Source organism: Ruminococcus flavefaciens AE3010, from assembly GCF_000526795.1.
GTDB lineage: Bacteria > Bacillota > Clostridia > Oscillospirales > Ruminococcaceae > Ruminococcus > Ruminococcus flavefaciens_D.
In genome coordinates this window covers 1,017,144-1,031,594 of sequence record NZ_JAGT01000001.1, presented here as the reverse complement: position 1 = coordinate 1,031,594, position 14,451 = coordinate 1,017,144, and the positions used below count along the sequence as shown (strand labels likewise).

Annotated in this window: 10 protein-coding genes; 2 read left to right on the top strand and 8 right to left on the bottom strand. The window is 42.2% G+C overall.

The genetic code is table 11. The annotated features are described in order from the left end of the window. Window positions 1-36: 36 nt before the first annotated feature. Both N774_RS18005 and N774_RS0104410 read right to left on the bottom strand, forming a co-directional pair. The gene (locus tag N774_RS18005; protein ID WP_024860075.1) at window positions 37-660 is read right to left on the bottom strand and encodes a GNAT family N-acetyltransferase; all 624 of its coding nucleotides are present in this window, start codon (window positions 658-660) and stop codon (window positions 37-39) included. A gap of 241 nt (window positions 661-901) precedes the next feature. Further along, window positions 902-1,186 carry a hypothetical protein gene (locus N774_RS0104410; protein ID WP_024860074.1) on the bottom strand — a complete coding sequence of 95 codons (285 nt, stop codon included), beginning with the start codon at window positions 1,184-1,186 and terminating at the stop codon, window positions 902-904. Between the two features lie 490 nt (window positions 1,187-1,676). Between N774_RS0104410 and N774_RS18000 the strand changes: the two genes are divergently transcribed. Further along, window positions 1,677-4,406, top strand: coding sequence for an endo-1,4-beta-xylanase (locus N774_RS18000; protein WP_155250348.1), 2,730 nt, complete (start codon window positions 1,677-1,679; stop codon window positions 4,404-4,406). Between the two features lie 335 nt (window positions 4,407-4,741). After that, the gene (locus N774_RS17995) at window positions 4,742-8,089 is read left to right on the top strand and encodes an endo-1,4-beta-xylanase (RefSeq protein ID WP_024860072.1); all 3,348 of its coding nucleotides are present in this window, start codon (window positions 4,742-4,744) and stop codon (window positions 8,087-8,089) included. A gap of 262 nt (window positions 8,090-8,351) precedes the next feature. Here N774_RS17995 and N774_RS0104395 read toward each other — a convergent pair whose 3' ends face one another. The 6 genes from N774_RS0104395 to N774_RS0104375 all read right to left on the bottom strand — a co-directional run bounded on the left by N774_RS0104395 (window position 8,352) and on the right by N774_RS0104375 (window position 14,202). Further along, window positions 8,352-9,278: an aldo/keto reductase gene (locus tag N774_RS0104395; protein ID WP_024860071.1), complete on the bottom strand. Its 927-nt coding sequence runs from the start codon at window positions 9,276-9,278 to the stop codon at window positions 8,352-8,354. Window positions 9,279-9,297: 19 nt separating this feature from the next. Beyond that, a complete protein-coding gene (locus N774_RS0104390; protein WP_024860070.1) occupies window positions 9,298-9,810 on the bottom strand; it encodes a nitroreductase family protein in 513 nt (170 codons plus the stop codon). A gap of 18 nt (window positions 9,811-9,828) precedes the next feature. Continuing rightward, window positions 9,829-10,410 (bottom strand): cyclase family protein, encoded by a 582-nt coding sequence (locus tag N774_RS0104385; RefSeq protein ID WP_080770424.1) that lies wholly within the window; start codon window positions 10,408-10,410, stop codon window positions 9,829-9,831. A 26-nt stretch (window positions 10,411-10,436) separates the two neighbouring features. Beyond that, entirely contained in the window at window positions 10,437-12,587 is a 2,151-nt protein-coding gene (locus tag N774_RS16805; RefSeq protein WP_242836553.1) for a CotH kinase family protein, read from the bottom strand. Between the two features lie 48 nt (window positions 12,588-12,635). Then, window positions 12,636-13,130 carry a lamin tail domain-containing protein gene (locus N774_RS19740; protein WP_242836552.1) on the bottom strand — a complete coding sequence of 165 codons (495 nt, stop codon included), beginning with the start codon at window positions 13,128-13,130 and terminating at the stop codon, window positions 12,636-12,638. A 442-nt stretch (window positions 13,131-13,572) separates the two neighbouring features. Next, window positions 13,573-14,202, bottom strand: a complete 630-nt coding sequence (locus N774_RS0104375; RefSeq protein ID WP_024860068.1) for a hypothetical protein — start codon at window positions 14,200-14,202, stop codon at window positions 13,573-13,575. Window positions 14,203-14,451 lie beyond the last annotated feature (249 nt).

Here is a 14,451-nt window from a genome sequence, read left to right as displayed (position 1 = left end):
GCCTATATTGGCAAGCACCAGCGATGATATATAACATTATTTTATATCAATACAATAACTCCAGCTGCCAAGTTTTTTCCCTTTATAAGTGAACTCTCTTGCATCAAATTCATGAAAACCATTTTTGATGTAGAATTTTCGGTTGATTTCTGAGTTGGTAAATAGGCAGAGTTTATCTCCGCCTCTGGATTTTACAGTAGGAATAATGCATTCTTGTATGAATCTGCTGCCGATTCCGTTCCCTTGATTTGCTGGATCTACAGTAAGCATACTCAGATACCAAGCCTTTTCAGATTGTTCATGACAAGGGGCGCATGCTTTATCGTTCATCGCAGTCCATGAACATACATTGTGGAATCCACCGTATAGAAAAGCTTTCCAGAATCCTGCTTTGAGATAAGTTATATCAGAGGGGCGACGAACTCCCGGTGGGCATAGCATTGCCACTGCTGCCAAAGAGCGGTCATTATTAGCTGTCAGAAAAACTGCGTTTCCTTCATTGACATGAAATTCAATTTTCAGAGCACATTCTAAAAATTTGCGCCGTCGCTGATCATCGAAAATATAATTCGTTAGATAAACATAGTCCTTTTGTGCTCGTACAGCCAGTGATATGCATTCTTCACGCTGTTCAAGATGCATTTTTTCAAATGTCAGCATACACAATTCCCTCTTCCTGTTTCTTTTTCTATTTCAATGAAATGAGTTATAATAATAGTGTAATATAATGACTTAGGTGTAGCGGGGGATAATTCTAAGACTGAATGAAGTTGCTTGAGAAGAAAGTAGTTATTGCCTTATAAGAAAAATAACATACTAAACGGCATAGTCGTAAAAAACAAGACTCTGTGATTAAGAAAGGTTTGACACTCTTAACACAGAGCTTTTCTTATCTTTAGTGTTATAAATCTGAAATACCAAGGTGTTTCACAACAAGGTTCATAATCTCCTCAGCACGTTTCTCGCCTACGCCTTTTATTGCTTTTATGTCTTTCTCAAGTTCGTGAAGATCGATAGCGCTATTATCAATATTGGAGCCACCTTCTTCATTGCCTTTCTTTCGGCCGTTTTCAAAAACGTCATTGAGAAGTCCTTCCATAGACGCTCTGTCCATTTTCTTGATAGAACGGTAGAGATTACGGTCGAGTTCAAGCTTGTAATTAGAATTAGTATCTTTTCTATTCATGATTATTCCTTCCTTATTTTTCTAGAATTATTGTATCATATTTCTGGGGCAGGTTCATTAATATTTTGTGACTTTTTGTTTAAATGTTAAAGATAAATAGGCTCAGCAGAGATAAATATCACAATGACTCAAATGATACCTGGTGATTATTAAAATTAGGAATGTATAAATGAAAACTGTAAGATAGAAATCTCTATATGCTTCAGGAAGGACTGGAGATAAGTGGGCCAGTTGAAAAAAGAATTTTCTCAAATAAATGACTAGTCGTTTTTTGCTCTGTTGTGGACAAAAATTGCTCTTTTTACTGTATAATATTTACAAATCTATACAAATAATGTATATTATGAGTAAAATCAATAGTTTGAAACGGGAATTCGGGGATTCTTTATCCCACATCAACTAAAGGAGGGTAGAAAGAAAAAGCATTAGCCTAAAAGAAAAAGAGAAAAATAACAACACATATTTTATAACGAGGAGTGATTTTTTGAATTTGAGAAACTTTAAAAGAGTAGCCAGCGGTACAATATCTGCAATGATGATCGCAGCAAGTATGCCTGCAACTGTAGTAGTAAACGCTGCTGACCAGCAGACAAGAGGCAACATAGGCGGCTACGACTACGAGATGTGGAATCAGAACGGTCAGGGACAGGTTTCAATGAATCCTGGAGCAGGTTCATTCTCCTGCTCATGGAGCAACATTGAGAACTTCCTTGCACGTATGGGTAAGAACTACGACAGCCAGAAAAAGAATTACAAAGCTTTCGGAGACATCACTCTCACATACGACGTTGAATACACACCAAGAGGAAACTCGTACATGTGCGTTTACGGTTGGACGAGAAATCCGCTCATGGAGTACTACATCGTTGAAGGTTGGGGCGACTGGCGTCCACCCGGAGACGGAGCTGAGAGAAAGGGTACAGTAACTCTCGACGGTCACACCTACGACATCGCAAAGACAATGCGTTATAATCAGCCGTCTCTCGACGGTACAGCAACCTTCCCGCAGTACTGGAGCATTCGTCAGCAGAGTGGCTCAGCTAATAACCAGACCAACTACATGAAGGGCACTATCAGCGTATCCAAGCACTTTGACGCATGGTCACAGGCTGGTCTCGACATGAGCGGTACACTCTATGAGGTATCCCTTAACATCGAGGGTTACAGATCAAACGGTTCTGCTAATGTAAAGAGCATTTCCTTTGACGGTTCTCCAAGTCCTGAAACGGGTAATACCGTAAATACCAACACTAATGTTGGTGACAACGGCGGCCAGCAAGGCGGCTTTGACATGAACAACTTTGATTGGAGTCAGTTCGGTGGAGGCCAGCAGGGCGGCTTTGATATGAGTCAATTCGGCGGCGGACAGAAGGGCGGCTTTGATATGAGTCAATTCGGCGGCGGCCAGCAGGGCGGCTTTGATATGAGTCAATTCGGCGGTGGTCAGCAGGGCGGCTTTGATATGAGTCAATTCGGCGGCGGCCAGCAGGGCGGCTTCGACTGGAGTCAGTTCGGCGGCGGCCAGCAGGGCGGCTTCGATATGAGTCAGTTTGGCGGCGGTCAGCAGGGCGGCTTTGATATGAGTCAATTCGGCGGCGGACAGCAGGGCGGCTTCGACTGGAGTCAGTTCGGCGGCGGTCAGCAGGGCGGCTTTGATATGAGCCAGTTTGGCGGTCAGCAGGGCGGCTTCGATATGAGCCAGTTCGGCGGACAGCAGGGTGACAACGGCGGCAATGCAGGCGGCGGTAACAGCGGTAATCAGACTACATATTCAGGCGCAGGCAGCACTGAAGGCGTAGCAGCTCACCAGAACCTTAACTACAAGTATGAATCGGGCGGCAGTGGCTTCAAGGATGTTATGGGTCCTTACTTCCGTCTTGGTACTTCTGTAAGCGGAATGGAGATCGGTAACTCGAACGCTCAGCAGTTTATCAAGAAAAACTACAATTCCATTACATGTGAAAATGAAATGAAGCCTGATTCTATCGTTAAGGGCGTAAACGGTGATGAAGTCAATATAAGCCTTAGCTCGGCAAGCAGTATCCTTAAATTCGCAGAGCAGAACGGCATCGGTGTTCGTGGACATACCTTCGTATGGTACAGCCAGACACCTCAGTCTCTCTTCCAGGACGGCGGCGGATTCGTTTCCAAGGATCGCATGAACAAGCGTCTTGAGAGCATGATCAAGAATACTTTCTCACAGCTCAAGAGCCAGTTCCCGAATCTTCAGGTTCATTCCTACGACGTATGTAACGAGCTCTTTGTAAACGACGGCGGCGGAATGAGACCTGCCAGCAACTCCAACTGGGTAAGAGTTTACGGCGAAGGCAATTCAGAGTTCGTTGTAAATGCATTCAAGTATGCAAGACAGTATGCTCCTGAGGATTGCAAGCTTTACCTCAATGATTATAACGAGTACATGAGCGCTAAGACAAATGACCTTGTAAATATGGCAAAGACGATCATGAAGGAGGGCGACTATATCGATGGTATCGGTATGCAGGCTCACCTTGATTCAAAATATCCTTCAGCAAGTGAGTTTGAAACTGCTCTCAAGAAGTTTGCATCTCTTGGTCTCGACGTTCAGATAACAGAGCTTGATATCACAAACAGCACAGGTTCCAATGGAACTCTCTATCCGCAGATCTTCGAGGTTGCTATGAAGAACGCAGCTAACATCTCAACTGTAACTCTCTGGGGTACAACAGATGAGAGAAGCTGGAGAGCTAATCAGAACGGCGGTTCGCCGCTTCCTTTCAGCAACTATCAGCCAAAGTCATTCTATAACAATATCTTAGCTCTTGCTGATAAGATCACACCTCCTACACCTGTTGGAGCAGTAACTACTACTACAACGACCACTACAACAACAACAACTACTACAAAGGCAACAACTACTACAACTGCTAAGCCTACAACAACTCCTGTAATAACAGCCGATGATCAGGGCAGCGCACAGGATCTCAAGGCAGAACTCAATGGAAAGGTTTCCAAGTGGGGTGACGCTAATGGCGACGGCGGTATCGACATGAGCGATGCAGTAGCTATAATGCAGTCACTGGCTAATCCCGATAAATATAAGCTTTCAGATCAGGGCAGAGCCAATGCAGACGTTTATGATGCAGGCGACGGTGTTACAGCAAATGACGCCAATACTATCCAGAAGTACCTCTTAGGTCTTATCAAGTCACTTCCTGAGAGCTATTCTTCTAAATCCTGAACCTGATTTAGATTTCTCCAAATCAGAATATTTCTTTCAAAGGCAGTCGGTGCAGAGCGGCTGCCTTTGTATTTTGCTTTCGGGAATGGTCTGGAGATAAGCGGTTCGATTGAAAAGCAAATGGGAGATGTTAAAATAAAGGAATAGCCGTTTTTTGCTGTTTTTTGAACATTAATTGCTTATTTTACCGTATTGTCTTTACAAATCTTTGCAAATATTGTATATTATGAGTAATATAGAACGGCATTTGTGGGATATTTTATCCCGCATCAATTAGAAGAGGAAGAAAAAAACATAAGACAAAAATGAAAAATATGTAATGAGGGGTGATTTAATTGAATTTTAAAAGCATTAAAAGAGTATTCAGCTGTACAATATCTGCAATAGTGATTGCGGCAAGTATGCCTGCGGCTACAGTTGTTAAGGCTGCTGATCAACAGATGCGCGGAAACATAGGCGGATACGATTACGAAATGTGGAATCAGGACGGTAAGGGTCAGGTTTCAATGACACCGGGCGCAGGCTCTTTTTCTTGCTCATGGAGTAATATTGATAACTTCCTTGCTCGTATGGGTAAGAACTTTGACAGCCAGAAGAAAAATTACAAGGATTTAGGTGGTATCACACTTTCATACGACGTTGAATACGCACCAAGAGGCGATTCGTATATGTGTGTATATGGCTGGACAAGGAATCCTACTGTACAATACTACATAGTTGAAGGCTGGGGCGATTGGCGTCCACCGGGAGACGGTGCTGAAAAAAAGGGGACTGTAAAGCTTAACGGAAATACATACGATATTTATAAGACGATTCGCTACAACCAGCCTGATTTAGACGGTACGTCAACGTTCCCTCAGTACTGGAGCGTACGCCAGACAAGCGGTTCAAGGAACAATAACACAAACTATATGACGGGGACTGTCAGTGTATCAAAGCATTTCGATGCATGGTCAAAGGCTGGTCTTGATATGTCAGGTACACTATATGAAGTCTCCCTTAACATTGAGGGTTACAAATCAGAAGGTTCTGCTAACGTTAAGAGAATTTCTTTTGACACAGTTTTCGGGCCTAAGCCTGAAGACAATAATGTCAACGGGGATCAGCAAGACGGATTTGACTCAGACGACTTTGGCGGAGTTAATGGAGACGGTGAAAACGACACAAATTATGAGGACGCAGGCTGCATTGAGTGCGTACCAGTCCGCAGGAACCTTGACTATACGTACGAAAAGGGCGGCGACGGATTCAAGGATTACATGGGACCGTACTTCCGCCTCGGGGTTGCTGTACAGGGCAATGAAATTAACAACTCAGTGGCTCAGGAGTTCATCAAGAAAAATTATAACTCGATCACCTGTATGAACGAAATGAAGCCTGATTCTATCGTTAAGAGCGTAAACGGTGATGAAGTAGAGATCAGCCTTTACGGCGCAAATAATATCCTTAAGTTCGCAGAGGAGAACGGTATCGGTGTTCGCGGACACACCTTCGTATGGTACGGCCAGACACCTAATTACCTCTTTAAAGACAATTACGAATATGTTTCCAAGGATCGTATGAACAAGCGTCTTGAGAGCATGATAAAGAACACTTTCGCTCAGATAAAGTCCGATTATCCTGACTTACAGCTCCATTCCTATGACGTCTGCAACGAGCTCTTCGTTAACGACGGCGGCGAAATGAGACCTTCAAGCAACTCTAACTGGGCAAAAGTATACGGTGAAGGAAACACAGAGTTCGTTGTAAATGCATTCAAGTATGCAAGACAGTATGCTCCTAAGGATTGTAAGCTTTACCTAAGCGACTATAACGAGTATATGAGTGCAAAGACGGATGACCTTATAACTATGGCAAAGACGATCATGAAGGAAGGGGACTACATCGACGGTATCGGAATGCAGGCTCACCTTGATTCAAGCTATCCTTCGGCAAGTGAGTTTGAAGCAGCTATAGAGCAGTTTGAGTCACTGGGACTTGACATTCAGATAACCGAGCTGGATATCACCAACAGCACAGGTTCGTATGACAAGCTTTATCCTCAGATCTTTGCGGTAGCTATGAAGCACGCTAAGAACATCTCCTGCGTAACCCTCTCGAGAACAACAGACGAGAGCCTCTGGAGATATGACGAGAGGAGGTCACAGCTTCCGTTCAGCAACTATCAGCCTAAACCATTCTACAATGACATTATAGCTCTTGCTGACAATATAGCTCCTCCTGTAACTGCGACTGCAAATACAACTACTGCAACTTCAACTACCACGACAACTACCACTACAACAACAGCTCCTGCTGCAACAGCAACAGTTCCTTTGGAGCTTAAAGAACTTCTTGATTCAAAGGTTGAGAAGTGGGGAGACGCTAACTGCGACGACGGTATTGATATGGGTGATGCTGTAATTATAATGCAGTCTCTTGCTAACCCAAACAAATATCAGCTCTCAGATAAGGGAAGATACAATGCAGACGTTTATGAAGCAGGCGGCGGTATAACAACAAATGATGCAGCTGCTATCCAGAAGTACCTATTAGGTCTTATCAAGTCTCTTCCCGAGAGCTATTCATCAAGCATTAATACAGTTCAGACTGCAACTACTACTAAGGATACAACAACCACAACTAATACAGAGATTACTACAACAACCAGTTATATTAACTTAAGAGCTCACCAGAACCTTGACTATAGATACGAAAAGGGCGGCGACGGCTTCAAGGATTACATGGGACCGTACTTCCGTCTCGGTACTTTTGTAGGCAGATACGAAATCGGCAAGGCACAGGCTCAGGAGTTCATAAAGAAAAATTATAACTCTATCACCTGTGAACACGAAATGCTGCCTGATTCTATCGTTGCAGGCGTAAACGGTGATGAAGTAGAAATAAGCCTTAATAATGCAAGCGCAATACTCAAGTTCGCAGAGCAGAACGGCATCGGTGTTCGTGGAAATACGTTTGTATATTACAGCATGACACCGCAGTCACTGTTCACGGACAATGACGAATTTGTTTCCAAAGAGCGTATGGACAAGCGTCTTGAGAGCATGATAAAGAATACATTCTCACAGATCAAGACCAATTATCCTAATCTCAAGCTCCATTCTTATGACGTCTGCAACGAGCTCTTCGTTAACGACGGCGGTGGAATGAGACCTGCAAGCAACTCCAGGTGGGTAAAAGTGTATGGCGAAGGTAACTCAGAGTTTGTTGTAAATGCATTCAAGTATGCAAGGCGGTATGCTCCCGCAGATTGTAAGCTTTACCTCAACGACTATAACGAGTATATGAGCGCTAAGACAGATGATCTTATAAATATGGCCAAGACGATCATGAAGGAGGGAGACTACATCGACGGTATCGGAATGCAGGCTCACCTTGATTCAAGCTATCCTTCGGCAAGTGAGTTTGAAGCAGCTATAGAGCAGTTTGAGTCACTGGGACTTGACATTCAGATAACCGAGCTGGATATCACCAACAGCACAGGTACTAACGGTAAGCTTTATCCTCAGATCTTTACGGCAGCTATGAAGCATGCTGAGAACATCTCCTGCGTGACTCTCTCGGGAACATGCGACGAGAGTAGCATGGGATACCACCGCGGTTCAGCACTTCCGTTCAGCAACTATCAGCCTAAGTCATTCTACAATGACATTATAACTCTTGCTGAAAAGATAGGTCCATGAGGTATAACTACGACTGCGCCTGCAACAGCTCCTGTTGAACACGCTTCCTGAGAGCTATTCTTCTAAATAATATATTTACGACCGGAGATAAGACGAGGCTCTGTGTTTAAGAAAGTTTTGACACTTACTTAACACAGAGCCTTTTTATATTTAAGCGTATAAATCAAGTATATAATTCCTTCAGAAATTCTTCTATCGACTTTACACTAATATATGCAAAGGATATTCTGTTTTGTTATACTACAAAAATATTTAACGCAAATTATGGAAGAAACTTTCCTGACGCAAGATAAAGCCTGTACCAGTCATTATGAGACAGCTTTACATTTGCAGCCTCACAGATCTCACTGATATGCACAGGATTCATAGTGCCTATCACTGTTTGCATTTTTGCAGGGTGTCGAAGTATCCACGTAACAGCAACAGCTGCCTTTGATACGTTTTCGCGCTCTGCTATTTCAGAAAGTACCTTGTTAAGCTCGGGATAATCTGAATTATCTATAAATGTTCCGCCGAACATTCCAATCTGAAGCGGAGACCATGCCTGTACAGTGATATCATGCAGACGACAGTAATCAAGTACACTTCCGTCACGGTTCACCGACATATCCGTAGTTTTGTTGTTAAGATACAATGCCTGGTCGATGAGTTGTGACTGTTCCAAGGATAACTGGAGCTGATTGATAACAAGAGGTTGACGTACATATTTATTCAGAAGTTCTGTCTGCATAGGCATAAGGTTGCTTACACCGAACCAACGAACCTTTCCTGCTTTTTCAAGGCAGTCGAAGGCTTCTGCAACTTCTTCGGGATCAAAAAGGAGATCGGGGCGGTGCAGCAGCAGGGTATCAAGGTAGTTAATATGCAGTCTGCTGAGAATACCGTCAACACTTGCAAGAATACTCTCTTTTGTCCAGTCAAATTCTTCTTTTTCGGGATAAATGCCGCACTTGCTCTGGATGAATATATCCTCGCGTTTTATTCCCGTAAGCGGAAGTGCTTCAGCGAAACGCACCTCAGCTTCACCGTTTCCGTAACAGGTAGCATGGTCGAAGAAGTTCACGCCTGCATCGTATGCGGTACGAATCGACTTTGCTGCCTCTTCCTTTGTAAGCGCAGGCATTCTCATACAGCCTTGTACTATTACTGAAGCATTCTGAGGTCCATTGAAAATGTTAATTATCTTCATAATGTCATATCTCCCGTTATCACAGATAGGTAACTGTATCAGCAATTGGCTTTCTGCTGTCATGGTTGGGCAGGGGACCAGCTCCGTCGGCAGCATATCCGAGATCAAGAAGCATCAGAACTTCTTCATTATCAGGCAACCCGAGAGCTTTTGCCATCTTATCGGGATCAAAGTAATTCAGCCAGCAGCTGTCTACGCCCTCGTTTGCAGCTGCAAGCATGAGATGCGTTGCAACGATCGTTGCATCTTCCACACCTGAATCACGCTTTCCGCCAGGATATGTAAATACCTCGTTCTTATTAAATGCAACAACAAGTACTGTTGGGGCACCATAACGGCATGGTGTCAGCTCGTCTATTTTTGCAAGGTTATCAGCGGATTGAGCCACGTATATATGCTGCTCCTGCAGATTTTTAGCTGTAGGAGCAAGACGTCCTGCCTCGAGAATTGCTGTAAGCTTCTCACTTTCAACTTGTTTATCACTGTATTTTTTGCATGAATAACGATTTTTTACTACTTCCTTAAATTCCATTTGTATTTCCTCCGTTTTTTACTTAATAAGATATGCTCTGCAAGGTGCTCCATCGCAGCCGCCTAGATTAAGGGGAGCAGCATTCAGAAAATAACGCCCCTCATCAACATTTTTCAGAACAATTCCTTCAAGAAGTACCACTTCTGCACCAAGAAGAATAAGATGAACTTCTTTTGGATAATTTTCAGGCCCGACAGTCTGGCTTTCGTTACCGAGCAGAAGTATCCCTTTGTCAGCAAATACTTGTGCCGCCTCTGCAGTTACTGTTGCTTTTCCTGCAATTAGTATACGCTGTGAAGCACCTGATGTTTCAGCTTTTTCAAGTATCATAGATGCGTCACTTGCTGTAACATCGCCGTTGTGATATGCTACAAAGCAGTCTCCCACAAAAGGCTCAAGTCCTGCTTCGTCAATAGTTTTTCCGCCATTTATAAAATGGTACGGCGCATCGACGTGAGTTCCGTTGTGTGCACACATTGAAAACTCCGTAAGATTACATAAGTCGCCTTTTTCAATGCTGAGATGCCGTACCATATGAGGACACGGATCTTCCGGATAAACCTTGGATGAAAAGATCTCCTGTGAAATGTCGATGATCATTATTATTCCCCCTTGTTATGAAAATACTATTTCAGCAACTCCTTGCGCAAACGTACAAGATCGAATATATCAGCTGTTTTGTCATTGTTCATATCAGATAATCTGAATTGCTCCTTGGTGAAGTCTTCGGTTCCGAGGAGATATTTGCTCATAAGAACCAGATCTGCTGCATTTATTGTTCCGTCCATGTTTATATCTCCCTGTTCATACTCTGTTTTTTTGAATGTACAGATCAGTGAGACTGCCTTGTCAGCGGTAACTGTTATTGTTGCGGAATCAGAGCTTACATTTCCAGACCAGCCTGAAAAAACATATCCATCGGCAGGCTTTGCTGTGATAGTTACCTTTTTCCCGCTCTCAAAGGAACCCGTCCAGACATTGCCCGAAAAAGCAGTATCCGCATTTTCAACGGAGAGCTCTCCCATTCCTTGTTTTGTAACGGTAATAGTTGCGCTGTTCTTTGAGACACCAAGATAATTCTGCATATCCTCAATAGCATACTCTGCTCGTTTGTTGAAGAAAGTACGCATTTTCTCCATTTCATTGTGATAGTAGCTTTTCTGCTCAGAAAGATAGCTGTTGTAGTCCGAGCGTGGTCTGCCGCTGTTCCAGCGCCATGCTGTCAAGGTCATATAGTCCATATATCTGTCTTCCTCGTCGTTAAGCTCTGCGATCATTTTTGAGGGTTCAAATACAGAATACGCATAGGAATAGAATCTGTCTGCAAACTGTTGTTTGAACTCAGGATTAGCCAGCATAGCAATGAATATGGAGGTCGGCATATCCTTTTTTGCGTTATCCATTTTGCGGAAGCTGTCATATTGATAGCCCTCAACTCCTCCGAAGCTTTGATAGGTAAGTCCTACAGAATAATCAAAGTCAAATGAGCCGAAACGCCATTTCCCGTCGCTGTAGGGATTGCCTTCTATTACTTCACCGCGGTTTCTCCACATGAGATAGTTGTAATTCGGCCAGTCCCATGTACCGAGATACAGACCTGCACAGTAGCAGTCAATAAAGCTTTCAGCGTCTATTTTGGATATTACGTAGTTATAGTTGTCGGCAGCGGAAAGGTCATGGGTCTTGCAGAACTCTTCGATGGTTTCGAGCTCCTCAAGGTCGCTTTCTGTGCCTTCTTCGACCTCTCCGTTTTTTATCATAACAACATTTTCGGCAGGTATACCGTAATTAGACTGTATGTAATAATCAGAAGCTCTTTCAGTTATCTCGTACATTCCCCATAGTTCGCCGTCAATGAACAGCATACACCTGTCGCTGTCATAGGTGGCAAGTGTAGGAATATCGCGGAGAGATGAATGTACCACACGTTCTCTCATTCTGTCCACCCATGCAACAGCTCTGAGACTGAATGAATCATATCTCTTTACAGTTTTGCCGTCTATGACTGAATAATTATCATCTATCAGTTTGTAGTCAAGCTTTGAATCACCGTATTCGCTCCTTGTATAAACATTGAAGCTCTTGGTCTGACTATTCCTGGTAGAAGCTCCTTTTATGCGTATGCCCATTTTCTGTGTGAAGCCAAGATCTCCGTTTTTAAAATATGTAATATCAGCTTCTCGCTCCCATCCTTTTCCCTTTGAAAAGAAATTCGCAACATTATCCGTATCCCATTCGCTTTTTCGTGAATCGTACTTAGAACTGTTTTTCCAGTCGAGGTACTGCTGACCTGCAATATAGATACCTTTATCTTTGTCGAAAAGGTTGTCGGGATCTGTAACCAGGGACACTACAGGAATATTTGAGTAGTATGCCAGCTTTTCATCACTCATGACAAAGTACGTTTTTGTCGTAACGCGGCTGAAAGTACCGTCAGCCGACTTTGAGACTGCTCTTACTATTGTTGCCTTGTCGAACTTCTCGGGATTGGCGTCATATCTTTGCTTCAGTGTCACAGAATATGGACTGTTTTCCTCATGCTGATATTTGCTGTACACGTTATCCTCAGCACTCCTGTCGTACATAGGTATCGTACCACTGTACAGCTTTGCAGTAGAAGAAGTCGTAGGATCTGAGCCGTCAAGAGTGTAGTATACTGCATCAGACGAAGTTATAGATAGTTCCTTTACATCGTTTACACTGTAAAAGCCCGATTCCAGTGAAAAAACAGGTTCAGCAGGCGAAGAGCTATTAGCGGAGGCAGGAGTCGGAGCCATAACCGAATAGCTTTCACTTCCATCGGGTGAACATCCATATGTTTCATCCTATGCAAGAGCTGGCACATCAAGCTTTTGAACCATGTTTCCATCAGGAGCTGAAAGCATAAGTGTTTCACCTGACTTGCTGAGTCCGAAGCCGGTATTCAGTTCAGTCATACCATCTGCATTTTTATTTGCAACAATAAGCAGATGAGCACCTTTTTTTATCACAGTTCCTGATGGAAAGACATATTTCATCGGCGTATCTACACTATCTGAAAATCCAAATCCGGTCAGATCAATGTCAGAATTGCTACCGTTAAAAAGCTCTATCCAGTCTGAGGCTCTTCCGAGACTGTCGGTGAAGCTGTTCTTGTTTTGAGTACAGACCTCGTTTATGCACAATCCGTCCGCATTCTGTGCTGCTGTTGCAGGAGCGGTTGCACACGGGAGTGCTGTTACCAGAAGCAAAGCAGAAGCCAGTCCTCCTAATTTTTTAAAATATTTCATAAAAATACCCCTCTCTGTATTTAATGATAAACTTATTATAGCGTAGTTCACATTAGAATTCAATGTATTTTGTGTATTTTTACTAGCTGAAAATTTAAGGTTTTTTTTGTTAATGCTGTATAATTGGGTTGTTTATTCGGGCAATAATAATTAGTCAAAAACATATTTTTTGTAAATAAGTATTCTGTTTTATGTATCAAGTGTTTTTTCTGCCTTTGAACTTATCTGTCCTAACATTATTCTGATAAATATCTAGGTCATGATTTTTCAATTTTAGAGTAACAGCTTAGTAGCGAGTACTTAAATGTTACTAAGAACAAGACAGAATAAAGGGAGCAGCATTTACTACCCCTTTTATTTTTCTTGAATGATATTATTTAACGTCACGTATCACGACGGTATCTGATAACCACCGCCTTGAATCAGGTTACAGATAAAATAAAAGCGGCTGACAGTTATAGTCAAGCCACTTGTTATTTATTGAGTTTATTGATTAAATATTTTTTATGCTATCAATCATATCATAGCCATATGTTGTGCCTAATTCCCAACCAAATCTCAAATCAATATCTAAACTCTTTAAAAGGAAAAGCATATCATGTAAGCCTCCTTCTTCAGAAATTTGTTCACAACTAAATATATGCGTGCAGATTTCGAGTATATCATTTAAGTTTGATATTTTTGAAGATAGGTCTGTTAGTAAACAATACATAACGGCTTCGTGATAGTATATTGGTAATGTCATTAGTACGCTTTCATGAAGATGTATCATTTCATGAAGAATTACACTATCCTCTTCTAAACATTCTGGACTTATAAACATCTTTTGCTCCCAAATATCATACTTGCCGTTACATCCCTCTAATGGCTCAACAGCAAAACGAAACATACAATACATAAAATAATTAAGTTCATTAGGAAGATCAATTACATTGTCAATGCCATTAATTTGGCACCTAATCATCTTTTCAGTTAAACTTCCTTGCTGAAAGATCATATCGAAAAAAATATCTTCGAAATTACCAACTTTTTCATATAATTTTCTAGTGTCTGCGGAGCTTTCCCATAGTTCTTTAGTTTTATCACTTTTGTCTAATTCAAAGATACCGTTCTCACATTTCATAAAATTGCACCTCAAACTTTCTTGAACTGTAGGTTTGTTATAATAATTAAGTACAGTTTAGCATCTAAGATTATATTTGTCAATAGTATTTGTTGATTTTATCACAAATAATTTGTGACAAAATTATGTAAGCTTTATCATACCCTTTCGGACAGTGCTTCACTTGATATTGACAGAGTGTTCGAGCCATTTTACCATATTGACGCACGAATTGCAGCCGTAGCAAATTCGGGCTGTACGTGTTGAAAC